We start from the raw sequence: 25,347 nt of genomic DNA, 5'->3' as shown, positions 1-25,347 counted from the left end.
GATGTCGCCTTTTACATCCACCGGCTTTACCGGACAGCGATCAAAGCAGCTTGTCGAGGGTGATCGGCAGATCCCGCACCCGCTTGCCCGTGGCGTGATAGATGGCATTGGCCACCGCTGCTGCCACGCCGATGATGCCGATCTCGCCCACGCCCTTGGAGCCCAGGTCGTTGACCACGCTGTCGTGCTCCTCGACGAAGATCACCTCGACGTCGGGCACATCGGTCTGCACCGGAATGTGGTACTCGGCCAGGTTGTGGTTCATGTAGCGACCCAGCTTGTGGTCGATCAGGGTTTCTTCCTGCAGCGCCATGCCGATGCCCCAGACCACACCCCCGACGATCTGGTTGCCGGCGGTCTTGGGGTTGACCACCCGCCCCGCGGCGATGGCGCTGACCACTCGCGAGATCTTGATGGTGCCCAGTGCCTCGTCGACACGGACCTCGACGAACACGGCCGAATGCGTGGCTGTTGCCCACTCCTTGCGTTTCTCGCCCGGCTCGACGCTGGCCTCGGCAGCCAGCGTGCCGTTGCTGCGCACCACCTCGCCAAGTTCGACATGCACCTTGGGATCGCTCTTGAGCAGCAGTCGCCCGTCGACGAAGACCACATCTTCCAGACTTGCGCCGGCAAAGGGTGAGCCCGGAAACTGCTGGACCACATCCAGCACCTTCTCCCGTAGCGCCGCGCAGGCCTGCTGGACGGCGCTACCCACCGAGGACACCGTTGCCGAGCCGCCCTCCAGCGGCGCCTGGGGCAGGCTGGAATCACCCAGGCGAAACTCCACCTGCTCCAGTGGCAATCCCATGGCCGCCGCAGCGATCTGGGTCATCACCGTGTAGGTGCCGGTGCCGATATCCGAGGTCGCGCTGCTGACCACCAGCCGGCCATCCGCTTCGAGGCAGGCCCTGGCGCTGGCGGGCATCTGCATGGCCTCCCAGACGCCGGTGGCCATGCCCCAACCGATCAGCTCGTTGCCTACGCGCATGCTGCGCGGCGCCATCGACCGACGCGACCAGCCGAAGCGCTCCGCGCCCTGCGCATAGCAGGCACGCAGCTCCTTGCTGGAATAGGGTTTGTCCTCGTTGCCGTTGCGCTCGGCAAAGTTGATCAACCGCAGCTGCACTGGATCGATGTTGCTCGCATAGGCCAGTTCATCCATGGCGCACTCCAGGGCATAGACGCCCAGGGTCGCGCCAGGCGCGCGCATGTCCAGCGGGGTGTAGACGTCCAGCGGCGCCAGCCGGTAGTCCAGTTCGACGTTGTCACAGCGATAGAGCATGCCGGACCACTCCACCTCATGCTCGGTGAAGTCCTCGAAGCGCGAGGTCTGGCCGATGGCGCTGTGCCCCACCGCCTGCAACCGCCCCTGCTCGTCCGCCGCCAGCGACAGGCGCTGGATGCTGCGTGGACGGTAGCCGAAGGTGAACATCTGCTGGCGTGTCAGCACCACGCGCACCGAGCGCTTGAGCTTGAGTGCGGCCATCACCGCCAGCGGCAACTGGTATTGCGGGCGCAGGCCGGAACCGAAGGCACCGCCGACAAAAGGCGAAAGCACGCGAATCCGCCCCTTGAGGTCGAACACATCCTCGACATAGCGCTGGCAGTTCTGCACACCCTGGGTCTTCTCATAGATCAGCAGGTCGCCGCCCGGCTGGTAGTGCACGGTGCTGGCATGCATCTCCATGGGGTTGTGATGCTCCACCGGAGTGACGTATTCCTGCTCGACCTTGTGCGGCGCGGCAGCGAAGGCGCTGGCGAAGTCACCGCGCGGCTCGGGCGTTTCGGCCGGCGCTTCATGGGCCTGCTCGCGCACGGCAAGCAGATCGGTCTGATGCGGCTCGCTGTCGTACTCGATGCGCACCAGCGAGCCGGCGTGGCGCGCCAGCTCCAGGCTTTCCGCCACTACCAGCGCCAGCGGCTGGCCGCTGTAGAGCACGCGGTCGTTGTACAGCGGGCGGAACGGCGACCCTTCGGCGGCATCGTCGTCTTCGTAGGGTTCGTCGTAGCTGGCGATCGCAGGCCGGTTCTGGTGGGTCAGCACCAGCACCACACCCGGCAGCGCCTCGGCGTCGCGGCTGTCGATACGACGCACCCGGCCACAGGCGATGGTGCTCGATACCACGCTGCCATGCAGCAGATCAGGGGTGCCGAATTCGGCGGCATATCGGGCCTGGCCGGTGACCTTGAGCGGACCATCGACACGATCCAGCGGCCGACCGACCGGTGAGTTGAGCGTATTCATCGGGCGGCTCCTCGGGCGGCCTCGCCCAGCGCACGGATGATCGCGCGGCGAGCGAGTTCAGGCTTGAAGGCGTTGTGCGAAAGCGGTTGGGCCCCGTCGAGCAGCAGATCGGCGGCGACGGCGAAGTTCGCCTCATCGGCCGGCTTGCCACACAGCGCCTGCTCGGCAGCCTCGACGCGCCAGGGCTTGTGGGCGACGCCGCCGAGCGCCAACCGCGCCACCCTGACGGTCTTGCCGTCCAGCTCCAGCGCAGCGGCCACGGAGATCAGCGCGAACGCGTAGGACGCGCGATCCCGCAACTTGAGGTAGGCGCTGTGCTGTGCGAAGCCCTCGGCCGGCAGTTCCACGGCGGTGATCAGTTCACCCTCGCTGAGATTGTTGTCCAGCTCGGGACGGTCCCCGGGCAGGCGATGGAAATCGGCCATGGCGATGCGCCGCTTGCCGTGCGGCCCCTGCACATGCACCTGGGCTTCCAGCGCCGCCAGCGCCACGCACATGTCGGAGGGATGCACCGCGACGCAGGCATCGCTGGCTCCCAGAATCGCGTGGATACGGTTGAGGCCCTCCCGCGCCGGGCAGCCGGAACCCGGCTCGCGCTTGTTGCACGGCGTGCCGGTGTCGTAGAAGTAGTAGCAGCGCGTGCGCTGCAGCAGGTTGCCGCCCGTACTGGCCATGTTGCGCAGCTGTGGCGAGGCGCCGGCCAGGATGGCCTTGGATAGCAGGGGGTAACGCTGTTCGATTAGCGGGTTCCAGGCCAGATCGGCGTTGCTGACCAGCGCACCGATCATCAGGCCGCCGCTGGGCGTGCCTTCGATCTCGCGCAGCGGCAGTCGGTTGATGTCGATCAGCTGGCGCGGATGCAGCACGTTTTCTTTCATCAGGTCGAGCAGGTTGGTGCCGCCGGCAATGTAGCGGCTGTCGGGACCGGCCAGCGCCAGTGCCTCTTCGATCCGCTCCGGGCGGGCGTAGCTGAAGGGCGTCATGGCGCTTTCTCCTGCAGGCGTTCGCGGCTGGCCGGCAAGGCTTCCTCCACCGCCGCCAGGATGTTCGGGTAGGCGCCGCAGCGGCACAGGTTGCCGCTCATCAGCTCGCGAATCGCGTCGCGGTCGTGGGCGCGGTTTTCACCGGCCAGGCCGACAGCGGAGCAAATCTGCCCCGGCGTGCAGTAGCCACACTGGAAGGCATCGTGGCGGACGAAGGCGGCCTGCATCGGATGTAGCTCAGCGCCATCGGCCAGGCCTTCGATGGTGGTCAGCCGCGCGCCATCGTGCATCACCGCCAGGGTCAGGCAACTGTTGATCCGTTTGCCGTTCAGCAGCACCGTGCAGGCGCCACACTGGCCGTGATCGCAGCCCTTTTTGGTGCCGGTCAGATCAAGCTGCTCGCGCAGCAGATCCAGCAGCGTGGTCCAGGGATGGACTTCGACCTGGCACGGCTGGCCGTTCAAGTGCAAGGAAAGTGTGCAGGTGCCGGGTGCACCTGTCGCAGGAATGGTTTCGCTCATATCGGCCTCACGGTTTAGGCGTTCGCTTTCCCTGCGTCCTGATTACGACTGAAACCCGGGCGGAAACGTTCAGCGGCGAGGATGATGTAGAAATTCAACCGACCGGGCCGCCGGTGTAAGATGCGGGGCTTTTTTGCCACCGGTCCGACGATGGGCTTTGCTAAGTAACGGACACTCGCATCAGGCCACCTGCCGAAGCGCGCTAGACGCCAGGCCAAGACCGGCACACAAGGGGAATCACATGCTGGAGAAGCTGTTCCAACTCAAGGCGCACAACACCAACGTGCGCACCGAGATACTGGCGGGGGTCACGACCTTCCTGACCATGGCCTACATCCTGTTCGTCAACCCGAGCATCCTCGCCGAAACCGGCATGGACCACGGGGCGGTATTCGTTGCCACTTGCCTGGCAGCCGCCATCGGCTCGGCGATCATGGGGCTGATCGCCAACTACCCGATCGCGCTGGCGCCGGGCATGGGCCTGAACGCCTTCTTCACCTACACCGTCGTGCTGACCATGGGCTACAGCTGGCAGACCGCCCTCGGCGCGGTGTTTCTCTCCGGCGTGATCTTTTTCCTGCTGTCAATCTTCCGCATCCGCGAATGGATCATCCACAGCATCCCGCTGGCGCTGCGCTCGGGGATCGCGGCGGGCATCGGCCTGTTCCTGGCGATCATCGCACTGAAAAACGCGGGCATCGTGGTGGATCATCCGGCGACGCTGGTGGGCCTTGGCGACCTCAGCGCCGGCAGCCCGCTGCTGGCCTGCCTGGGCTTCTTCCTGATCGCCGCGCTGGCCTATCGCAGGGTCACCGGCGCGGTGATGATCGGCATTCTGGTGGTCACCGGACTGTCCATCCTGCTGGGCCTGTCGCAGCTCGGCAGCGTGGTGTCCATGCCGCCGTCGCTGATGCCGACCCTGCTGCAGCTGGACATCGTCGGCGCGCTGGACATCGGTCTGGTCAGCGTGATCTTCGCCTTCCTGTTCGTCGACCTGTTCGACACCTCCGGCACCCTGATCGGCGTCGCGCAGAAGGCCGACCTGCTGGACAAGGACGGCAAGCTGCCGCGCCTGGGCCGCGCGTTGCTGGCCGACAGCACCGCCACCATGGCCGGGGCCGCGCTGGGCACCTCGACCACCACCAGCTACATCGAGTCCGCAGCGGGTACTTCCGCGGGCGGCCGCACCGGCCTGACCGCATGCGTCGTCGCGCTGCTGTTCCTGCTCAGCCTCTTCTTCGCACCGCTGGCCGGCGCGGTGCCGGCCTACGCCACGGCACCGGCGCTGCTGTTTGTCGCCGTACTGATGATGAGTAGCCTGGCGAGCATAGACTGGGACGACATGACAGTCGCCGCACCAGTAGTGGTCACCGCCCTGGCCATGCCGCTGACCTTCTCCATTGCCAATGGGATCGCCTTCGGCTTTATCGCCTGGACGGCGGTAAAGCTGCTGGCCGGCCGCTGGCGTGAACTGAGCCCGGCCATGTGGGTACTTTCAGTGCTGTTCGTGGTCAAGCTGGGCTGGTTCGCCGGCTGACATCGCAGGCGGGATGCCCCGCCCATCCGGCAGAAGATGGATGACAGCCGTCATCCATCGGAGCCCGTTCTACTACCGAAGAGATTCCATGAGCCGTCCGCAATTCGACCCCACCACCTACGACTCCCAGCTGGCCGCCAAGGCCGAGCGACTGCGCGAGCTGCTGGCGCCCTTCGACGCGCCGGCGCCTGAAGTCTTCGATTCGCCCCGTGCGAACTACCGCCTGCGTACCGAATTTCGCCTGTGGCGTGAGGACGGGCAGCGTCATTACGCGATGTTCGAGCCGGGCAACAACCACACCCCGATCCTGATCGAAGACTTCCCCATCGCCAGCCGCCGCATCAACGAACTGATGCCGCAGTTGAAAGCCGCCTGGCAGGTCAGCGAAACCCTGAGCTTCAAGCTGTTCCAGGTGGAATTCCTCACCACCCTGGCCGGCGACGCGCTGATCACCCTCGCCTACCACCGCCCACTGGACGACGCCTGGCAGGCCGAGGCCGAACAACTGGCGGCACAGCTGGGTGTGAGTATCGTCGGCCGGTCGCGTGGCAAGCGCATCGTCATCGGCCGTGACTACGTGGAAGAAGAACTGGTGGTGGCCGGCCGCACCTTCCGCTATCGCCAACCGGAAGGCGCCTTCACTCAGCCCAACGGCGAGGTCTGCCAGAAGATGCTCAACTGGGCCTACGAGGCACTGGGCGAACGCGAGGATGACCTGCTGGAGCTGTACTGCGGCAACGGCAACTTCACCCTGCCGTTGGCGACGCGTGTGCGCAAGGTCCTGGCCACCGAGATCAGCAAGTCCTCAGTCAACGCGGCGCTGGCCAATCTCGATGACAACGGTATCGACAATGTCAGCCTGGTGCGCCTGTCCGCCGAGGAACTGACCCAGGCGCTCAACGAAGTGCGCCCCTTTCGCCGCCTGGCTGGCATCGACCTGAAGAGCTACGACTTCGGCAGCGTCTTCGTCGACCCGCCTCGTGCCGGTATGGACCCGGACACCTGCGAGCTGACCCGCCGCTTCGAGCGCATCCTCTATATCTCCTGCAACCCGGAGACGCTGGCGCAGAACATCGCCCAGCTGCACGACAGCCACCGCATCGAACGTTGCGCGCTGTTCGACCAGTTTCCCTATACCCATCACATGGAATCCGGGGTGCTGCTGGTTCGCCGCTGAACGAGAGGCAGAATTGCCACCGCCGGTGGTTTTCAATGACCTGCTAAGGCAAGGAGTCGCCGCGGCGAAATGGCCGTACGGGCTCTTCGGCGGCAGGTTCGTCAGACAATGGCTCGGTGCCTAGCTGGAAAGGTTTTGGCGCTTCGTCATGCAGCCGTCGGGTAGGCGGTTCGATGCGCTCCGGCTCGGGTTCTTCAGGCTTACGAACCAGCAGCCAGGCAACTGCAGCCAAAGCGGCGGCCAGCACCCGATAGATCAGCGAGGCCAGGTCGAAGCCAACCAGTTCGCCGCCGTCGAGCCAGAGGGAAATCAGCCGCCCCAGCACCAGCGCGAGCATGGTGATCATCAACATCACCAACGCCGGCCGCACCCGCTCAGGTTCGCGCGCCGACCACAGCAGAAACAGCGCCAGTCCGAGCTGTAACCCCCCGTAATAGACCCGCATGTGGCTAATCGAGGCGCTCTCCATCAGCAGCATGCCGTTGAGATTGGCCATTTCGTAGGGCCGCAGCCAATAAGCCAGGCTCACGCCTGCCATGATCACAGCCTGCAGGATCAAAACGAAACGGGCAAAACGCATCGACAACTCCCATGATGGCTGCTTACTCCTGACTGTCATCGGACCGATTCACCCTCCGTTTGGTTCGCGTCGCGACGCTCTGCATAGCGCTCTGCCAGCTGCGACATCCGTTCACCGGGCCGTGCTTGGGCTTGGCCCTGTGCAACGCTATGCTGCATACATTCTGTTCGGAGGACTTTCCATGCGTCGCTTGCTACTCGCCACCATTCTATTTGCCGGTTTCGCCCAGGCCGCCGAACCCATTGCCATCGATGTTCACCGCGACGCCAATTGCGGCTGCTGCAAGGAGTGGATCAAGCATCTGGAAGAAAACGGTTTCGAGGTGACTGACCACGTCGAAACCAACATGTCCGCAGTGAAGGCCAAGCTCGGCGTGCCTCATCGCCTGGGCTCCTGTCACACCGGCGTGATCGATGGCAAGTTCGTCGAAGGCCACGTTCCGGCCGCGGACATTCTCAAGCTGCGCGCGCAACCCGATCTTATCGGTGCTGCCGTTCCGGGCATGCCGATGGGCTCGCCTGGGATGGAAATGGGGGACCGCAAGGACGCCTATAAAGTCATCGGCCTGAGCAAGGAAGGTCGCGAGTCGGTTCTCAACAGCTACCCTGGTAACTGAGGCTGCTGACGAAACAGCCCAGCGGAATTTGCGCACACCGAAACGGGTCTTAGCCTTGTAGTCGCTCCGTTCGCGCCAGCGCTACAGCTACCCTGTGAGACTTTCGGAAGGATGCGCATATGCGTTGGAAAAAGGCTCGGCGCAGCGACAACGTAGTGGACGCCAGAGGCCGCAGCGGCGGCTTTCGTGGCGGCCGGCTAAGCTTGGCTGGTGTCGCCGTGGTGGTGGTGGTGATCGGCCTGCTCTCCGGCCAGGATCCCTTACAGATTCTCGGCCAGCTGGCCAACCAGGCCGGCTCGCCGACCACCCAGCAAAGCAGCGCGCCGGCCAATGGCGACGACCCTCAGGTAGCGTTCGTCCAATCCATCCTTGGCGATACCGAAGACACCTGGCGAGCGCTGTTCCAGCAAGCTGGCGCGCAGTACCGCGACCCGACACTGGTACTGTTTCGTGGGGGCGTCCGCTCGGCCTGCGGCTTCGCCAGCTCGGCTGTGGGCCCCTTCTACTGTCCCGGTGACCGGCAGGTTTATCTGGATCTGCAATTCTTCGATGAAATGGCCTCGCGCTTCTCCGCAGCGGGTGATTTCGCTCAGGCTTACGTGATCGCCCATGAAGTTGGCCATCATGTGCAGACGCTACTAGGCGTGTCCCAGCAAATGCAGGCGGCACGCCAGCGCGGCGCTCGGATGGAGGGCGACAACGGCCTTCTGGTGCGTCAGGAACTGCAGGCCGACTGCTTCGCAGGAGTCTGGGCATACCATGCGCAACAGCGCCACGAGTGGCTCGAAGACGGTGATCTGGAAGACGCGCTGAACGCCGCCAACGCCATCGGCGACGACCGCTTGCAGCAGCAGAGCCAGGGCCGGGTCGTGCCTGACGCCTTTACCCACGGCACCTCGGCGCAGCGTGTGCGATGGTTTCGTAGCGGCTTCGAACATGGTGACCCGGCGCGCTGCGATACCTTCAAGGCATCACGCTTGTAACACGCCCCGGCAGTGCGTTAACCGATCCAGCTGAACACCGGCGCGTCCGCGCCGCTGTGCACCCGCACCTGCTGGCAATGACGCAGCCGCACCAACAACCGCTTGCCGGCCTGGGCGCTGCCGCTAAGGGCTTCGAGCTGCGCCAACAGCTGCGGACCTTCCACCTGCCCTGCCCTCCGTAGCAGCTCAAGCGCGGCCGGCCAAAGCTCATCCGTCCCCGCAGAACGGGCGGGCGGTTCGCTACTGGCCAGACTCGGTAATTGCTGCGCCAACTGTGCCCAGTCCTGGTCATCCAGCTCGACGCTGAGGTCCACCGGCAGCTCGCCAATATGGCCGCGAATTCGAATCACCTGGTTAATCTCCTGCACTTTTAAGGAGGGAATGCTCCCACGCCACACGAGAGCTGGCCAGTCGTCTTTTCTTGTTATAACGTAACAACAAATTCAAAGGAGACCGCCATGCGCCGCCTGCTGTTTGCCCTTCTCTTCGCTCTGTTACCGGCCTTCGCATCTGCGCACGGGGAGCACGACCACGCCAGTCTCGGTACTCACGAACACGGCGCTGCCGAGCTCAATGCAGCGCTGGATGGCACGTCTCTGGAAATCGAGCTGCACAGCCCGGCGATAAATCTGCTGGGCTTCGAACATGCTCCACGGGGTGACGCGGATGAGCGCAAGGTGGCCGAAACGCGATCCCGGCTGCAGCAAGCAGACCTACTGTTCGGCCTGCCGGCCGATGCTCAATGCAGGCTGGATGAAGTGCGCCTGGAAAGTCCGTTGTTTGCCAAAGAACACGAACGGCAGGACACCGACGGGCACAGCGATATCCACGCTCACTATCGCTTCAGCTGCAACTCACCGAATGCGCTGTCCGGGCTGGATCTGCAGGGGATCTTCGAGACGTTCCCCGGCACCGAGAAGGTCCAGGCCCAGCTGATAGGCCCGAACGGCCAGCAGGGCAGACTACTGCGCTCGGAGCATGCGCAGATAACGTTCTGATACAGGTTGCCAGCCGACTGCCTGCTGCAGGCAGTACACTCCGGCTCGCCGTATATCATCCAGACTTTACTCATGACTGCGCTGCTTGAACTTGATCAACTGGGTTTCGCCTGGCCCGGCCAGCCCGAGCTGCTGGACATTCCTGCATTCACGCTGGAGCGCGACCAGAGTCTGTTTCTCAAAGGTCCCTCCGGTAGCGGCAAGACCACTCTGCTCGGGCTGATTGGCGGCGTGCAGCGAGCCGGACGTGGAACCGTTCGTTTACTGGGCGAGGATCTCGGTGCACTTTCGGCGTCTGCGCGAGATCGTTTCCGGGTCGATCACACCGGCTACATCTTCCAGCAGTTCAATCTGTTGCCGTTTCTCTCGGTGGCCGAGAACGTCAGCCTGCCCTGCCGCTTCTCCCGCCTGCGCGCCGAGCGTGCCCGCCTACGCTATGGCAGTGTCGAGCAAGCGGCCATGAGCCTGCTCAAACACCTCGGTTTGGCTGCCGAGCTGTTTAGGCGTCGCGCTGAATCGCTCTCCATCGGCCAGCAACAACGTGTCGCCGCAGCCCGTGCGCTGATTGGTCAGCCAGAGCTGATCATCGCGGACGAGCCCACCTCGGCCCTGGACGCAGACAGCCGGGAAGCGTTCCTGCAACTGCTGTTCGCCGAGTGCCAGGCGGCCGGCTCCAGTTTGCTCTTCGTCAGCCATGATCAGAGCCTGGCGCCCTTGTTTGACCGCCATCTGTCACTGGCCGAACTCAACCGCGCCGCGCGCCCTGCGGAGGTATGAGGATGTTTCTGGTGCGTCTGGCGTGGGCCAGCCTGAACAACCGTCGTTTCACCGCCCTGCTCACGGTGTTCGCCATCGCTTTGTCGGTGTGCCTGCTGCTCGCCGTCGAACGAGTGCGCAGTGAGGCCCGTGCCAGCTTCGCCAGCACCATCAGCGGCACCAACCTGGTGGTTGGTGCCCGCTCCGGCTCGGTAAACCTGCTGCTCTATTCGGTATTTCGCATCGGCAACGCCACCAACAATATCCGCTGGGAAAGCTTCGAGCGGTTCGCCGAACATCCGCGCGTAAGTTGGGCGATCCCCATTTCCCTGGGCGATTCATACCGTGGCTATCGGGTCATGGGCACCAGCGAAGCCTATTTCGAGCATTATCGCTACGGGCGCAAACAGGCACTGCAACTGGCCGAGGGCCGCGCCCTCGGCAAGGACCCGTTCGAGGTGGTGCTCGGCGCGGAAGTGGCCGAGACTCTGAAACACAAGCTCGACGACCAGCTGGTGCTGGCACACGGCGTTGCCAGCGTCAGCCTGGTGCACCATGACGACAAGCCCTTTCGGGTGGTGGGTATCCTCGAACGTACCGGCACCCCGGTGGACCGCACCCTGCATATCAACCTGGCCGGCATGGAAGCCCTGCATATCGACTGGCAGCACGGCATGCCCGCCCGCGGTGCCGCACGCATCAATGCCGAACAGGCGCGCCAGCTGGACCTGCAGCCACAGCAGATCACCGCCTTTCTGCTGGGGCTGGATAACCGACTCGCCACCTTCACCCTGCAGCGGGAAATCAACCAGTATCGTGGCGAGCCACTACTGGCGATCCTGCCCGGCGTGGCATTGCAGGAGCTCTGGAGCCTGATGGGCACGGCCGAGAAAGCGCTGTTCGTGGTCTCGCTGTTCGTGGTGCTGACCGGGCTGATCGGCATGCTCACGGCGATCCTCACCAGCCTCAACGAGCGCCGCCGGGAAATGGCCATTCTGCGCTCTGTTGGCGCGCGGCCATGGCATATCGCGGGCCTGCTGATACTCGAGGCCTTCGGCCTGGCCCTGGCCGGCGTGCTGCTGGGGCTGGCCTTGCTGTACCTGGCCATCGCCGTCGCTCAGTCGCCGCTGCAAAGCCATTACGGGCTGTATCTGCCGCTGGCCTTGCCGAGTGTTTATGAATGGTCCCTGCTCGGGGCGATTCTGCTGGCCGGGCTGGTGATCGGCTGTGTACCGGCTTGGCGCGCCTATCGCCAATCGCTGGCCGATGGTTTATCGATCAGGCTATGAGGAGCGCTATGTCACGCCTGTTGCTGGTAACACTCCTGAGTCTTGTCGCGCCTCTTGCCGCCGCCGAAGTTCGTGAACTGCAATGGTCGGACCTGATCCCGGAAGGCGCTCCACCGCCACCACCACCCGTGGCGCTGCATGATTTGTCGCAACTGGCCGACGCCCTCGCCGCCGAAAGCGGACCTCCAGCACCGCAGCAGTCCCCGGCTGAGCCGGTGGTGGAAGCTCTGGATGGCATTCGCGCACGACTGCCGGGCTATATCGTGCCCTTGGAAATCAGCGAGGAAGGGCGGGTGACGGAGTTTCTGCTGGTGCCCTACTACGGCGCCTGCATCCACGTCCCACCGCCACCTTCGAATCAGATCGTGCATGCCACCAGCGAGCTGGGGGTGAAAATGGACGCGCTCTACCAGCCGTTCTGGATCGAGGGCCCGCTAAGAGTCGAGCACGCCAGCAGCGAGCTGGCCGAAGCCGGTTATCGCATGGATGCACAGAAGATCAGGATCTACGAGCTGGAATAGACGCGAAGATCGCTATGGGAGCGAGCCATGCTCGGGATTCCGGCGTCCGGTACCCTTCAGGCGCGGCCCGTTCCCACCAACGCAAGTCAGTAAAGCCTGCTCAGTTGACGCGGGCGATCTGCCGCTCACGCTGAAAGCTCAGCTCACTCTCAGCCCACTCGCGCCAGGCGCGCACCTTGCCCCGCTCGGCGCCGGCGCGTTCGGCCTGCTTGAGTGCTTCGAGACCCGCCTGCCAATGGGCCTGCTCCAGTTCCAGCTGCGCAACGTTCAACCAGAGCTTGGCAGCACCGGACTGCTCGGCCAGCTCGCGATAAATGCGCGCCGCTGGTGCTCGCTCCCGCGCTTGCCACCAGAGCATGGCGAGCCGCTCACGACGGGTTGCGTTGCTCGCCAGCAGGCCCGATTCCAGCATGCCCTGAAGCAACTTCGCCCCCTGCCAGGGTTGATCCGCCGCGCTGGCCAACAGCACCAGGTTGTCCAGCTCGGATTCGCTGAACACCACGCCCTTGGCGTGGGCTGCGCGCAGGGTCGCCAGCGCCTTGTCTTCGGCACCAGCCAGCTGCTGCAGGCCGGCCAGTTGACGCCAGCCCTTGGCCTGATCGGGGTGACGCAGCAAAAGCTGACGCTGCCAGCGCTCCGCCGCCTCGTAACGCTTCAGTTCGGCGTTGACCGCCACCAGAAACTGCAGCCAGCTATCGGCCGCGTTGGGGTTGGCCTTCATATAACGTTCGGCAAGAGGCAGCGCCTTGGCATGCTGGCCCAGGCCCTGGTAGGCCTGCACCAGCATCTGCAGGACCTCTTCGTTGCCCTGGTCAGCCGAACCGAGCAGGCTGACAACCTTGGCGTAGCGCCCCTGCAGCAGATTCAGCCGAGCCAGATTCAGCCGCTCGCCAACGATCAGCTGCTCATCCAGCTTGCCGCTGGCGACAGCCTTTTCCAGCAATTCCAGCGCCTGCTTGTTGTTACCTTCGGCCCAGGCCAGATACGCCTGGCTGCGCCACAAGAGCGTCTGCTCCAGACTGTCAGGCTTCGCCTTGGCCTGCGCCAGCGCCTGACGCGCCGAGCTGTAGTCGCCTTTTTCCTGGGCAGTCTGGGCACGCTCCAGCGCCCTGAACACGAGCGGGTCGATACTTTGCGCGGCCTGGGCGCTGGCGACGAACAGCAGGGAAATCAACAGCAGGAAACGTGGCATCTCAGCGTTCTCCTTGCAGGCGGAAGTGCAGAGTTTTGACGGCTTCGCGGGAGACCGCGACGCCGTTTTCGGTACGCGGCGCAAAGCGCCAGCGCGCCGCGGCGCGACGTGCCTCTCGGTCGAAAATGTTGCGCGGCGATGCTTCGAGCACGCGGATATTTTCCACCTTGCCCGCCGGGTTGATGGTGAAGGCGAGCTTGATATGGCCTTCGATACCCTGCTGACGCGCGCGGTAAGGGTATTCCGGACGCACATCGTTGAGCGGCATCACTTCCTGCTCCGGCCCGCCGGGCTGGCTGGAGGCCTCGCCCACACTGGCCGGAGGCGCAGCGGGCGCGGGTGCCGCCGGTGCCGCGCCTGCGGTAAGACCGGCGAGGCTCGGTGTCGGAGCTGCGGCAATCGAGAGGCCGGTGTCGATGCTCGGCAGGTCCAGATCCAGCTTGGGCAGATTGGCATCCGGCGTGGCCATGTTCTGGGTCGGCGTCGGCTGCTGCGGCGTCTTCGGCTGCGGCGGCTGTGGTGCCTGCTGTCGGGAACGGCTTGTGCTCTGCTCGTTGCGGCCATCCATGCGGACAAAATTGGCGATGGCCACGCGCTCGTCGTCGACCTTGCTGCGGGGTGGGCTGACCATGCTCAGCATCAGCCCGAACAGCAACAGCGCCACTACGCAGGCGATGATGAAAGACAGCCCCAGACGAGCCAGCGCTGGTCGCATCAACCTTCTCCAGTGCTGGCCGCCAGCGCCACGTCACGCACACCGGCCTGACGCGCCTGGTCCATGACCTGCACCACCAGCCCAGTACGCGCATCGCGGTCTGCCTGGACCACTACCGCGCCATCCGGCTGATCGGCGCGCATACGCTCGACGTGGGCACGCACGCTGCGCACGTCCACCGCCTTTTTGTCGATCCAGACCTGGCCGTCTGCGGTCACCGCAATAAAGATATTGCCCTTGTCCTGGGTACTTGCCGTGTCGGCCTTTGGCCGCTGCACCTCGACGCCCGACTCGCTGATAAAGGAGCTGGTGACGATAAAGAAAATCAGCATGATGAAAACCACATCGAGCATGGGCGTCAGATCGATGCCGGTGTCTTCTTCTTGCTGATAGTGATGGCGACGCATACGCATCCGGTATTCCTCAATCGTTACGCAGCTGGTCGGCCAGCCGGTCGAGAGCCAGGCGGGCAAGACGCTCGAGGCGCGCCTGACTGAACAGTCCTGTAATGGCCAGCACCATGCCGGCCATGGTCGGCAGGGTTGCCTGCCAGACGCCGGCGGCCATGCCGCGCGGATTGCCGGTGCCACTCATGGCCAGCACGTCGAATACCGCAATCATGCCGCTGACGGTGCCCAGCAGACCCAGGAGCGGATAAAGCGCCACCATGGTCTTGCCCAGGCGCAGTGGGCCAGACAGCTGCTGCTGCGCCTGGGCCAGCCAGGAACCACGCACGGCACGCTGCCAGTTGCCGGGCTCGTCGCCCAACTGGCTCCAGGCCTGCCGGCGCGACTCCACCCAACGCGGGAACACGCGCCGGATAAACCAGATCCGCTCGAAAACCAGCGTCCAGTAGAGAACGCAGAGCCCTGCCAATGCCCACATCACCACGCCGCCGGACGCCATAAAGTCGAGCAGCGCATGACCGCTATCGACCAGGCGAAACCAGAGTGCGTGAGCATCAATCACGACGCGGCGCTCCGGACAGATGCAGAGCGATCAGCCCGGCACTCTGTTGCTCCAGAAGTTGCACCAGCGCCTTGCTGCGACTGGCCAGCAGGCTGTGCAGGAACAGCAGCGGAATCGCCACGACGAGGCCCTGCACGGTGGTGACCAGGGCTTGGGAAATACCATCGGCCATCAGTCGTGAATCACCGCCACCGCCCTGAGTGATGGCCTGGAAGGTGACGATCATGCCGGTCACCGTACCCAGCAGGCCGAGTAGCGGCGCCACTGCGCTGAGCAGCTTGAGCAGCGGCAAGCCTCGCTCAAGCGGCGGAGTTTCCTGAAGAATCGCTTCGTCGAGCTTGAGTTCAAGGGTTTCCAGATCCGACAGCTGCGGGTTCGTCCCCAGAACGCCGACCACGCGGCCCAGTGGATTGTCGTCACGCGGGGCCGTCAGGTCACGCATCTGCATGTTGACCGAGCGCGATACCTTGGCCAGCCAGAGCATCCGCCACACGGCCAGGCACAGACCGAGGAACCCCAGAGCGACGATGGTCCAGCCGACCAGCCCGCCCTGTTGCAGGCGATCCCAGAAATCCGGCTTCAGCTGCAATTGCGCCAGCAGCGTGCCGCGACTCGGGTCCACCGGCAGCTCGGCCAATGCATCGCCACTGTTCAGGTAGTCGTTGACCAGCCCCATACCGGATGGCTGGCGCGGCAGAGCAAGCAACTCACCGGCATTGTCGTCATAGCGCAGAAAGGCGTCAGGGCTGAAGGCTGAAAAGGTACCGACCCGCAGCACCGGCAACACATTGCGCTGCCCATCGACACCCACCACCGGCAAATCGACCCGCTCGACGCGACCGCTGGCGGCCAGATCTTCCAACAGGGTCATCCAGAAACCGTCGAGGTCTTCCGCCGAAGGCAGAGCACGGCTTTCGGCAAGCGCTTTCAGGCGCTCCACGCGCTCCGGATATTGCATATTGAGCAGGCTGTCCTGCCACTGACCGGCGATATCTCCGGCGCTCTGGCGAACCACTCCAAACAGCTCACCCAGATGGCCGACCCGCTGCGCCAACAGCTGCTCCTGAGCAGCCAGCTCGGCTTCCTGACGGTCGAACTCGGCCTTGAGCCGCTCGGCTTCGGCCTTCTGCTCATTCAGCGCAGCCTGTGCGCGGGCAAGAAGTTGCGCCTGCTCGCTGCGGTCACGAATAAAAGCCTGCTCACGCGCCTGCATGGCTTCGACTTCCGCAGCGCGATCGCTGCGTATGCGCTGCAGCAGTTGATCTGGGGTCAGCGGTTGAGCCGCCTGGGCCAGCGCTGGCAAAAGTCCGGCAAAAATCATTACAAACAGACGACTCATTGCGCAGCCTCCGCGGCCAGGGTCTTCACGGGCAGCACCAGATAGTCCGGCGCCTGCTGCTGGCGAGCGATGGCAATGGCCTGGGTAATGGGGCGACGCGCGCTGCCGTCCAGCACTTCCCAGGCACCGCTTTGCGGGTTCCACCAACCACTCTCGTGAGCGTCCAGAGTCTGGTAATAGAGCATCACCCGGCCCAGACGCAGGAATTCGACGCTGCGCGAACCACCGTTCACCTGCAGCTCACCTCGCCAGGCTTCCAGAGTGCGGCCGTAGTCACTTTCGATCTGGTAGGCCTCAAGGATGCGCCGATATTTTTCGGCAAGGCTGATGTCTGCACGGGGCAGCAGGTCCTGTAGCTGCGCCAACCTGTCGGCACGCTCATGGGGCAGGAACGGCAGATCAGCGGAGATGAACTCGCCCAGCACCTCGACCATCTGCACCATCTGCGGAGTCACCGCCTCCTGGGTACGCTCGATGCTGTCGAGCTGGCGCTGGAAGCTTTCCAACTCTTTGCGCTGCGCTGCGGTGAGCTCGACCAATTGCGCGTTGTACGCCTTCAGCGCCTCGGCCTGCTGCAACGCGTTGCGATAATCGTTGAGCATCTGCCGCGTGGCGTCGTCGAGCTGCTCGATGCGCTCCTGCGACGCCTTGGCTTCGGCTGCCAGACGCTGGCTCTCCTCGAGCGCTGCATCCAGCGGAGCCGCATGCAATTGCACACAGCACGGCAACACGGCGACCGCCAGAAGGCGGGGTATAAGGGCTTGCATTGATTGAGGGTCCTTGCAGACGAAGGTCAAACTCGAAAGAGAAACATTATCATCTAGGTCAACTATCCATGGCAACCCGGACATTCGGTCGCACTTCCCTCCAACCAAAGTCGTAAGTTTTATTGAGCTGGGTCAAAAGCCACCGGACAGCGCGCCCTACCATTGCCCCCAATCGCAACGCACCCATGTCTGGATGGAGTTTCACACTATGCGCAAGACCCTGTTTACCGCTTCCTTGCTGGCCGCAGCTCTCGCCGCCCCCCTGGCCCAGGCCCACCAGGCTGGGGACATCATTGTTCGCGCTGGTGCGATTACTGTTGATCCGCGTGAGGATAGCAGCACCCTCAAATTCGACGGCGCCAGCGCTGCTGGCACCAGCGCCACTTTGGACAGCGACACCCAACTGGGCCTGAACTTCGCCTATATGGTGACGGACAAGATCGGTATCGAGCTGCTGGCTGCTACCCCGTTCAGCCATGAAGTAGGTGTTAAAGGGCTTGGCGGACTGGATGGAAAACTGGGCGACATCAAGCACCTGCCGCCGACCCTCAGCGTGGTTTACTACCCGCTGGACAGCAAATCGGCTTTCAAGCCTTATGTCGGTGTCGGCGTTAACTACACCACATTCTTCCAGGAAGACCTGAGCAGCGAGCGCAAAGCTCAAGGCTTCAGCAGCTTGGAGCTGGATGACTCTTGGGGTCTGGCCTTTCAAGTCGGTGCTGACTATATGCTGACCGACCGCCTGATGATCAACGCTCAGGTTCGCTATATCGATATTGATACCGAGGCCACCGTCAAAGGCCCAGGCGCACTCGGCATAGCCAAAACCAAAGTCGATGTAGACGTCGACCCGATGGTCTACATGGTCGGCCTCGGCTACAAATTCTGACGAGTCCGGCACTTGCCGAATCGCAGACAAGACAAAGGCGCCCTCGGGCGCCTTTGTTGTTTTCACAGCTTCGCTCGCCTCAAACGTAGGGTGGAAAACCGCGAAGCGTTTTCCACCAATTTTCGGTCGCATATATAACCCAAAGCCTGAAGAGGCTACACAGTTCCCCCTACCGCCAAAACCACACCGCACCCGGGAACGCGCCCCATCAAGAACGCGAACAGCGCCTTCAGCGCCCCAGCAACTTCGCCAGCCCAGTGCGCATATCGGTCGCCGGCTCCGGCAACCTGAAACGCTGCAGCAACCGCGCATTGTTCGCTCGCGAATGGCGGATATCCCCCCCGCGCGCTGCGTGGTAATTCACTGGTGGCAGATCACCAAGCACATCGCCGATGGCCGTCAGCAACTGGTTCAACGAAGTGGCCTGGTTGAGCCCCACATTGGTCGCACCTTTCGGGGCTTCCTTGCACTCCAGTGCCTGCACCAGCAGCTCAACCAGATCCCCAACATAGAGGAAGTCGCGGGTCTGCTCGCCATCACCGAACACCGCGATGGGCAAGCCCTGCTGAGCCCGCTCGGTGAAAATGCTGATTACGCCGGAGTATGGCGAAGACGGATCCTGACGCGGGCCGTAGATATTGAAGAAGCGGAACACCACCGGCTCCAGCCCGTGCTGGCGCCGATAAAAATCGAGATAGTGCTCGCTGGCCAGCTTGTCTGCTGCATAAGGTGTCAGAGGAGACTTCGGCGTGTCTTCATCGATGGCCTGACCTTCGCCATTGTTGCCATACACCGCCGCACTCGACGCGAAAACCACACGCCGTACACCCGCCTCACGCATCGCTTCGCACACATTGAGCGTGCCGATCAGATTGCTTCGATGAGTACCGACCGGGTCGTCCACCGAAGCCTGCACCGAAGCCACGGCCGCCAAGTGCACCACCGCCCCACACCCTTGCAGGGCACTGCGCACCACTTGCGCATCGGCCACATCGCCTTCGATCAGCTCGACCCGCTTATCCACCGGCAGGTTGCTCCGCTTGCCAGTGGACAGGTTGTCCAGCACCCGCACCGAATAGCCGCGCGCCAACAATGCATCGACCAGGTTGGAGCCGATGAATCCGGCACCTCCGGTCACCAGAATCGGGGAATCAACCATGACGGTAGTAATGCTCCAGCAGGCTCGGCAATCCCGTACGCCAGGCACGCGGCTTGATACCGAAGGTATTGAAGATCTTCTTGCAGGCCAGCACGCCGTGCTGCGGCTCATCTGCCGCATCGTCACAATCGGCGTGGGCGATCGGCACCAGGCAGTCGAGGCTCAACTGACGGTGCTGACAAGCCTCGGAATAAAGCGCCTGAGCCACGACCAGAGGCGTCGCTGCCTCCTGCCCGCCGTAGTGATAGGTGCCCCAGAGCGGAGCCTGGCAATCGAGCTGCTTGATGACGGCCAGCATGACCCGCGCCGCATCATCCACCGGCGTGGGATTACCGCGCCGATCATCGGCCAGCGCCATCTTCTCGCCCTGCTCGAGTCGTCTTAGGAAGCGCCCCAGCAATCCGTTTGGGCTGTCATCAAGAAGCCAGCCAAAGCGCAGCAGAACATGCCGCGGACAGAGTGCACGCACCGTTTGCTCGATACGCCAGAGTGCACGGCTGCGAGCATCCAGCGGAGCGACTTCATCCTTCTCGCTGTAGGCGGTAGTGCGCACACCGTCGAAAACCCGATAGCTGGACGGCTGCAGCAGAACCAGCTGATAGTGCTGACAGAGCTCGGCCAGGCGCTCGACTGCTCGCTCCTGGTTGGCCAGCGCCGCCTCATCGACCCTGCTGCTCTGAAACCAGTCGAAGTAGTAGGCAAGGTTGATGACGACATCAGGGCGGTTGTCGTCGAGCAGCTGGGTCAGACTGGACGCATCCCAGCCCTTGTCAGGCGGGCACGGCGCGAGGAAACCGATATCCTCCTCGGCACCAAGGCGGATGAGCGCCTGGCCCAGGGCATTGCCGCCGCCCAACAGCATCAGGCGCATTTGCATGAAGAGAACTCTTTAGAACGGAATATCGTCGTCGAAGCTGTCGTAGTCGGGCGCCGGCTGCTGGGCGGCCGGCTTGGGCTGGGACTGCTGAGGACGTGCTGCCTGCTGCGGCTCACGCTGCGGGCGCGGCTGACGCGGGCCATCCTCGGAACTACCGCCACGACCACCGAGCAGCTGCATGGTGCCGCCCATGTCGACCACGATCTCCGTGGTATAGCGCTTGACGCCATCCTTTTCCCACTCGCGGGTCTGCAGACGCCCTTCGATATAGCACTGCGAACCCTTGCGCAGGTATTCGCCGGCGATCTCGGCGACCTTGCCGAAAAGCACCACGCGGTGCCACTCGGTGCGCTCCTGAAGCTGGCCGGTTTGTTTGTCCTTCCAGCTATCGGTGGTTGCCAGCGTGACGTTGGTCACCGCATTGCCATTGGGCATGTAGCGGGTTTCCGGGTCGCCGCCGACATTGCCGATCAAGATGACTTTATTCACCCCTCTGGCCATGGGTAACTCCTTATCGGGAACATGAATTGGGTTGGCTGAACGAGAACTTCCCGTGACCGGGAAAAAGCCAATGATCGCGAATCTTACCTCAGCCACCCTGACCGTCCAACAGGACAAGCAGGCGAGATACCGGCCGGCTGCATATTTGCCAGCCAGGTCGCACCTGTATCGGATACGGGAATCTCCCGGAAGCGGGACTAAGCGACCAGCCGATCCAGCTCTGCCCTGTCGACCTTCTGCATATCCACCTTGACGTAAGCGGCGCCCTCATCGGGCAGTACAACCGCATCCGAAACGCCAGGCACCGCCAGCAGCTGCTCTGTCAGGTCAGGATTGGCTCGCGCTGCTTCCGAAAGGGGCAGCCGCAGACCACTGACATAAGGCGGCTCACGCATGCTTCGCACCACCAGCAACCACAAGGCTGCAAGCGCCGCACAAACCACGAACACCAGATCCAGCCCGCCCACCTGGTAGAGCCAGCCGCCAAGAACGCCGCCCAGCCCGGCACCGAGAAACTGGCTGGTGGAATACACGCCCATCGCCGTACCCTTGCCGCCAGCCGGGGCGACCTTGCTGATCAGCGACGGCAATGAGGCTTCCAACAGGTTAAAGGCGGTAAAGAAGATCACCATGCCCAGCACCAGCGCCCACAGGCCATGGCCGAACAGCCAGAAGAACAGCTCGCACAGCAGCAGCACGCCCACCGCCCCCAGCAGAACCCGGCGCATCTGACGCTTCTTCTCGCCATAGATGATGAACGGAATCATCGCCAGGAAGCCGATTCCCAGCGCCGCCAGATAAACCCACCAGTGATTCTCCTTGGGCAACGCGGCATCTTCCACCAGCGCCAACGGCAGAGCGACGAAGCTGGCCATGAGAATGGCATGCAGGGCGAGGATGCTGAAATCCAGGCGCAGCAGATCCGGATGGCGTAAGGTCGCCCCCAGCGCCTGCTTGGCCAAACCGGATTCACGATGCTGCAAATGCTGCTCGGCACGCGGCAAGGTCGCGACGATTACGCCGCCCAGCAGCGCCAGCGCCGCGGTTATCCAGAACAGACCGGAAAGACCGAACGCCTGAGTCAGCAGCGGCCCGACGACCATCGCCAGCGCAAACGACAAGCCGATGCTCATGCCGATCATGGCCATCGCCTTGGTCCGGTGCTGCTCGCGTGTCAGATCAGACAGCAGCGCCATGACCGCCGCCGAAATCGCTCCGGCGCCCTGCAGCACTCGACCTGCTATCACCCCCCAGATTGAATCAGCCATGGCCGCAAGGCCGGCGCCCAGCGCAAACAACAAGAGGCCGAAGTAGATCACCGGCAGGCGGCCAAGACGGTCGGAAAGCATCCCGAAGGGAATTTGCAGCACCGCCTGGGTCAAACCATAAGCACCGATGGCCAGGCCGATCAGTGCCGGCGTGGCGCCCTGCAGATCCATGCCATAGGTTGCCAACACCGGCAGCACCATAAACATGCCAAGCATGCGAAACGCGAAAACCAGAGCCAGCCCGGAAGCTGCGCGGGTTTCGCTGGCGCTCATGCGTTCGCTGTAGGGGTCCTGCATTTTGGGGTCTCGCTTGAATGAACCGGCGGGCGATTCTAGCAGTCATCCTAAGGGTCTGTTGCCGTTTCAGCGTAATCCGCGCTTGCTGCGCCAATGTCGCCAGTCCGGCCGGAGTACCGCAAGGGACGGGCCGCAGGCACTGGCCGCCTCCCTGCCAGGCTCCGGCACGCGACAGGGCGACATCGTGCCGCGCCCGGGCGCTTAACCGACGAAAGACCCTAGCTACGCCGGGGCACAGTTTTACTGTGCTGCCATCCGAGCCGTATAATTTCCGGTTTTCGCCCGCCACGCGAGGCTGTTTTGGACAAGATTCTGATCCGTGGGGCTCGCACCCACAACCTGAAGAACATCGACCTGACCCTGCCACGCGACAAGCTGATCGTGATTACCGGCCTATCGGGCTCGGGCAAGTCCTCCCTGGCCTTCGACACCCTCTATGCCGAAGGTCAGCGCCGCTACGTGGAGTCGCTATCGGCCTACGCGCGGCAATTTCTGTCAATGATGGAAAAGCCCGACGTGGACACCATCGAAGGCCTGTCGCCAGCCATCTCCATCGAGCAGAAATCCACATCCCACAACCCGCGTTCCACCGTGGGTACCATCACCGAAATCTACGATTATCTGCGTCTGCTCTATGCGCGGGTCGGTACGCCGCGCTGCCCGGATCACGACGAGCCGCTGGAAGCACAGACCGTCAGCCAGATGGTCGATCAGGTGCTGGCCCTGCCCGAAGGCAGCAAGTTGATGCTGCTGGCCCCGGTGATCCGCGAGCGCAAGGGCGAGCATCTGGCGGTGTTTGACGAGCTGCGCGCCCAGGGCTTTGTCCGTGCGAGGGTCAACGGCAAGCTGTACGAGCTCGATGAGCTACCCAAGCTGGACAAGCAGAAAAAGCACTCCATCGATGTCGTGGTCGACCGCTTCAAGGTGCGCAGCGATCTGCAGCAGCGCCTGGCCGAATCCTTCGAGACAGCACTCAAGCTGGCCGACGGTATCGCTCTGGTCGCACCCATGGACGAAGATGACGACCGCGAGGAGATGATCTTCTCGGCGCGCTTCGCCTGCCCGATCTGCGGCCACTCAATCAGCGAACTGGAACCCAAGCTGTTCTCGTTCAACAACCCGGCCGGAGCCTGCCCAACCTGCGATGGCCTGGGTGCCAAGCAGTTCTTCGATGCCAAGCGCCTGGTCAACGGCGAGCTGACCCTGGCCGAGGGCGCGATTCGCGGCTGGGACAGGCGCAACGTCTACTACTTCCAGATGCTCGGCTCACTGGCAGCGCATTACGGGTTCAGCCTCGACGCGCCCTTCAACTCGTTGAGCGAAAAGCATCAGCAATACATTCTGCGCGGCAGCGGCAGAGACAATGTTGATTTCCGCTACCTCAACGACCGTGGCGATATCGTCAAGCGCTCGCACCCGTTCGAGGGAATCATTCCCAACCTCGAACGCCGCTATCGCGAAACCGAATCCAACAGCGTTCGCGAAGAACTTGCCAAATACCTCAGCACCCAGCCCTGCCCCGAGTGCCGCGGCACCCGCTTGCGCCGCGAAGCACGGCATGTCTGGGTGGGTGACAAGACGCTGCCGGCGGTCACCCGACTGCCGATTGGCGATGCAGCCGACTATTTTGACGGCCTTACCCTCAGCGGCCGGCGCGGCGAAATTGCCGACAAGATCCTCAAGGAAATCTGTCAACGCCTGCAGTTTCTGGTCAACGTTGGCCTCGACTACCTGACCCTGGACCGCAGCGCCGACACCCTTTCCGGCGGCGAAGCGCAGCGTATCCGCCTGGCCAGCCAGATCGGCGCCGGCCTGGTGGGCGTCATGTATATCCTTGACGAGCCGTCCATCGGCCTGCATCAGCGCGACAACGAGCGCCTGCTCGGCACCCTTCGCCATCTGCGCGATATCGGCAATACGGTGATTGTCGTCGAGCATGACGAGGACGCTATCCGCATGGCTGATTACGTGGTGGATATCGGCCCCGGCGCCGGCGTGCACGGTGGCCGCATCGTCGCTGAAGGCACGCCCGACGAGGTGATGGCGCACCCCGAGTCGCTGACCGGCAAGTATCTCTCCGGCCGCGTGCAGATCAATTACCCGGCGCAGCGAACACCTCGCGATCCGAAGAAGTTGCTCAAGCTCAAGGGCGCACGTGGCAACAACCTGCGTAACGTTGACCTGGAAATCCCGGTAGGCCTGCTGACTTGCGTCACGGGCGTTTCTGGCTCGGGCAAATCGACGCTGATCAACAACACGCTTTTCCCCATCACAGCTACCGCACTCAACGGCGCCACTACACTGGAAGTGGCGGCGCACGACTCGTTCGACGGCTTGCAGTACCTGGACAAGGTGGTAGATATCGACCAGAGCCCTATTGGTCGCACACCACGCTCCAACCCGGCGACCTACACCGGCCTGTTCACGCCGATCCGCGAGCTGTTCGCCGGCGTGCCGGAAGCGCGTTCGCGCGGCTACGGCCCGGGGCGCTTCTCTTTCAACGTCAAAGGCGGGCGCTGTGAGGCCTGCCAGGGCGACGGCGTGATCAAGGTGGAAATGCACTTCCTGCCGGACATCTACGTCCCCTGCGACGTGTGCAAGGGCAAGCGCTACAACCGCGAAACCCTGGAAGTGAAGTACAAGGGCAAGAGCATCACCGAAGTGCTCGACATGACCATCGAGGAAGCGCGCGAGTTCTTCGATGCCGTGCCGGCGGTGAAGCGCAAACTGCAGACACTGATGGACGTGGGGCTGTCCTATATCAAGCTGGGACAGAGTGCGACCACCCTATCCGGCGGCGAGGCGCAGCGGGTGAAGTTGTCGCGCGAACTGTCCAAGCGCGACACCGGCAAGACCCTCTATATTCTCGACGAGCCCACCACCGGCCTGCACTTTGCGGACATCCAGCAGCTCCTTGATGTGCTGCACCGCCTGCGTGACCACGGCAATACCGTGGTGATCATCGAGCACAATCTGGACGTGATCAAAACGGCGGACTGGCTGGTCGACCTGGGCCCCGAAGGCGGCTCCAGAGGTGGCCAGATCATCGCCTGCGGAACCCCTGAAGAAGTCGCTGAAATGTCCCAGTCGCATACCGGACACTTCCTCAAGCCACTGCTTGAACGCGACAGAGCCTAAGGTTGCCTAGCAGTCTGAAAAAGCAAAAAG

Annotated in this window: 25 protein-coding genes; 10 read left to right on the top strand and 15 right to left on the bottom strand. The window is 63.4% G+C overall.

The genetic code is table 11. The features are described from left to right. Positions 1-40: 40 nt before the first annotated feature. From BN1079_RS14880 to BN1079_RS14870, 3 genes are read right to left on the bottom strand one after another with little or no spacing between them, the layout of a single operon-like run. Entirely contained in the window at positions 41-2,245 is a 2,205-nt protein-coding gene (locus tag BN1079_RS14880) for a xanthine dehydrogenase family protein molybdopterin-binding subunit (RefSeq protein ID WP_037025830.1), read from the bottom strand. Beyond that, positions 2,242-3,228, bottom strand: a complete 987-nt coding sequence (locus tag BN1079_RS14875; RefSeq protein ID WP_037025828.1) for an FAD binding domain-containing protein — start codon at positions 3,226-3,228, stop codon at positions 2,242-2,244. The genes BN1079_RS14880 and BN1079_RS14875 overlap by 4 nt, the downstream gene beginning before the upstream one ends. Then, positions 3,225-3,749, bottom strand: coding sequence for a (2Fe-2S)-binding protein (locus BN1079_RS14870; RefSeq protein WP_037025825.1), 525 nt, complete (start codon positions 3,747-3,749; stop codon positions 3,225-3,227). The genes BN1079_RS14875 and BN1079_RS14870 overlap by 4 nt, the downstream gene beginning before the upstream one ends. A 241-nt stretch (positions 3,750-3,990) precedes the next feature. Here BN1079_RS14870 and BN1079_RS14865 point away from each other — a divergent pair, with 241 nt between their 5' ends. Then, entirely contained in the window at positions 3,991-5,286 is a 1,296-nt protein-coding gene (locus tag BN1079_RS14865; RefSeq protein ID WP_037025822.1) for an NCS2 family permease, read from the top strand. Positions 5,287-5,374: 88 nt separating this feature from the next. Further along, positions 5,375-6,463: a tRNA (uridine(54)-C5)-methyltransferase TrmA gene (gene trmA / locus BN1079_RS14860; RefSeq protein WP_037025820.1), complete on the top strand. Its 1,089-nt coding sequence runs from the start codon at positions 5,375-5,377 to the stop codon at positions 6,461-6,463. A 43-nt stretch (positions 6,464-6,506) separates the two neighbouring features. Here trmA and BN1079_RS14855 read toward each other — a convergent pair whose 3' ends face one another. Then, entirely contained in the window at positions 6,507-7,043 is a 537-nt protein-coding gene (locus BN1079_RS14855) for a DUF4345 domain-containing protein (protein WP_037025817.1), read from the bottom strand. Between the two features lie 181 nt (positions 7,044-7,224). Here BN1079_RS14855 and BN1079_RS14850 point away from each other — a divergent pair, with 181 nt between their 5' ends. Both BN1079_RS14850 and ypfJ read left to right on the top strand, forming a co-directional pair. Then, entirely contained in the window at positions 7,225-7,659 is a 435-nt protein-coding gene (locus BN1079_RS14850) for a DUF411 domain-containing protein (RefSeq protein ID WP_037025815.1), read from the top strand. 119 nt (positions 7,660-7,778) lie between these two features. Further along, on the top strand, positions 7,779-8,642 hold the full coding sequence (ypfJ, locus tag BN1079_RS14845) for a KPN_02809 family neutral zinc metallopeptidase (RefSeq protein ID WP_037025813.1): 864 nt from the start codon (positions 7,779-7,781) through the stop codon (positions 8,640-8,642). Between the two features lie 17 nt (positions 8,643-8,659). Here ypfJ and BN1079_RS14840 read toward each other — a convergent pair whose 3' ends face one another. Next, positions 8,660-8,992, bottom strand: coding sequence for a hypothetical protein (locus BN1079_RS14840; protein WP_037025811.1), 333 nt, complete (start codon positions 8,990-8,992; stop codon positions 8,660-8,662). Between the two features lie 108 nt (positions 8,993-9,100). Here BN1079_RS14840 and BN1079_RS14835 point away from each other — a divergent pair, with 108 nt between their 5' ends. From BN1079_RS14835 to BN1079_RS14820, 4 genes are all read left to right on the top strand, one after another. Further along, entirely contained in the window at positions 9,101-9,640 is a 540-nt protein-coding gene (locus tag BN1079_RS14835) for a DUF2796 domain-containing protein (protein ID WP_037025809.1), read from the top strand. A gap of 72 nt (positions 9,641-9,712) precedes the next feature. Then, positions 9,713-10,417, top strand: coding sequence for an ABC transporter ATP-binding protein (locus BN1079_RS14830; RefSeq protein ID WP_037026994.1), 705 nt, complete (start codon positions 9,713-9,715; stop codon positions 10,415-10,417). 2 nt (positions 10,418-10,419) lie between these two features. Further along, a complete protein-coding gene (locus BN1079_RS14825; protein WP_037025808.1) occupies positions 10,420-11,685 on the top strand; it encodes an ABC transporter permease in 1,266 nt (421 codons plus the stop codon). A gap of 8 nt (positions 11,686-11,693) precedes the next feature. Continuing rightward, a complete protein-coding gene (locus BN1079_RS14820; RefSeq protein WP_037025807.1) occupies positions 11,694-12,206 on the top strand; it encodes a DUF3299 domain-containing protein in 513 nt (170 codons plus the stop codon). Positions 12,207-12,306: 100 nt separating this feature from the next. Here BN1079_RS14820 and BN1079_RS14815 read toward each other — a convergent pair whose 3' ends face one another. The 6 genes from BN1079_RS14815 to BN1079_RS14790 are packed head-to-tail and all read right to left on the bottom strand — an operon-like array spanning position 12,307 to position 17,188. Then, positions 12,307-13,398 carry a tetratricopeptide repeat protein gene (locus BN1079_RS14815; protein WP_037025804.1) on the bottom strand — a complete coding sequence of 364 codons (1,092 nt, stop codon included), beginning with the start codon at positions 13,396-13,398 and terminating at the stop codon, positions 12,307-12,309. Position 13,399: 1 nt separating this feature from the next. Beyond that, a complete protein-coding gene (locus BN1079_RS14810; protein ID WP_037025801.1) occupies positions 13,400-14,113 on the bottom strand; it encodes an energy transducer TonB in 714 nt (237 codons plus the stop codon). Beyond that, positions 14,113-14,526, bottom strand: a complete 414-nt coding sequence (locus BN1079_RS14805; protein ID WP_037025791.1) for an ExbD/TolR family protein — start codon at positions 14,524-14,526, stop codon at positions 14,113-14,115. The genes BN1079_RS14810 and BN1079_RS14805 overlap by 1 nt, the downstream gene beginning before the upstream one ends. Positions 14,527-14,536: 10 nt before the next feature. Beyond that, positions 14,537-15,019: a MotA/TolQ/ExbB proton channel family protein gene (locus BN1079_RS14800; protein ID WP_139053079.1), complete on the bottom strand. Its 483-nt coding sequence runs from the start codon at positions 15,017-15,019 to the stop codon at positions 14,537-14,539. A gap of 55 nt (positions 15,020-15,074) precedes the next feature. Continuing rightward, a complete protein-coding gene (locus tag BN1079_RS14795; protein ID WP_037025787.1) occupies positions 15,075-16,421 on the bottom strand; it encodes a MotA/TolQ/ExbB proton channel family protein in 1,347 nt (448 codons plus the stop codon). Continuing rightward, positions 16,418-17,188: a DUF3450 domain-containing protein gene (locus BN1079_RS14790; protein ID WP_037025785.1), complete on the bottom strand. Its 771-nt coding sequence runs from the start codon at positions 17,186-17,188 to the stop codon at positions 16,418-16,420. Before BN1079_RS14790 ends, BN1079_RS14795 begins: the two co-directional genes overlap by 4 nt. A 208-nt stretch (positions 17,189-17,396) precedes the next feature. Here BN1079_RS14790 and BN1079_RS14785 point away from each other — a divergent pair, with 208 nt between their 5' ends. Further along, on the top strand, positions 17,397-18,077 hold the full coding sequence (locus BN1079_RS14785; RefSeq protein WP_037025783.1) for an OmpW/AlkL family protein: 681 nt from the start codon (positions 17,397-17,399) through the stop codon (positions 18,075-18,077). 229 nt (positions 18,078-18,306) lie between these two features. Here the strand turns inward: BN1079_RS14785 and BN1079_RS14780 are convergent, their stop codons facing one another. The 4 genes from BN1079_RS14780 to BN1079_RS14765 all read right to left on the bottom strand — a co-directional run bounded on the left by BN1079_RS14780 (position 18,307) and on the right by BN1079_RS14765 (position 22,179). Continuing rightward, the gene (locus BN1079_RS14780) at positions 18,307-19,236 is read right to left on the bottom strand and encodes an NAD-dependent epimerase/dehydratase family protein (protein WP_037025781.1); all 930 of its coding nucleotides are present in this window, start codon (positions 19,234-19,236) and stop codon (positions 18,307-18,309) included. After that, positions 19,229-20,113 carry a sugar nucleotide-binding protein gene (locus BN1079_RS14775; RefSeq protein WP_037025780.1) on the bottom strand — a complete coding sequence of 295 codons (885 nt, stop codon included), beginning with the start codon at positions 20,111-20,113 and terminating at the stop codon, positions 19,229-19,231. Before BN1079_RS14775 ends, BN1079_RS14780 begins: the two co-directional genes overlap by 8 nt. A 12-nt stretch (positions 20,114-20,125) precedes the next feature. After that, entirely contained in the window at positions 20,126-20,614 is a 489-nt protein-coding gene (locus tag BN1079_RS14770) for a single-stranded DNA-binding protein (protein ID WP_037025779.1), read from the bottom strand. Positions 20,615-20,811: 197 nt separating this feature from the next. Beyond that, complete coding sequence (locus BN1079_RS14765) at positions 20,812-22,179, bottom strand: MFS transporter (protein ID WP_037025778.1); 1,368 nt, start codon at positions 22,177-22,179, stop codon at positions 20,812-20,814. Between the two features lie 300 nt (positions 22,180-22,479). Here BN1079_RS14765 and uvrA point away from each other — a divergent pair, with 300 nt between their 5' ends. After that, entirely contained in the window at positions 22,480-25,317 is a 2,838-nt protein-coding gene (uvrA, locus tag BN1079_RS14760; protein ID WP_037025775.1) for an excinuclease ABC subunit UvrA, read from the top strand. The last annotated feature ends 30 nt before the right edge of the window (positions 25,318-25,347 follow it).

This window comes from Pseudomonas saudiphocaensis, assembly GCF_000756775.1.
GTDB lineage: Bacteria > Pseudomonadota > Gammaproteobacteria > Pseudomonadales > Pseudomonadaceae > Stutzerimonas > Stutzerimonas saudiphocaensis.
Note: the sequence above shows the minus strand (reverse complement) of the source record. Positions and strands in the feature narration are given on the sequence as shown.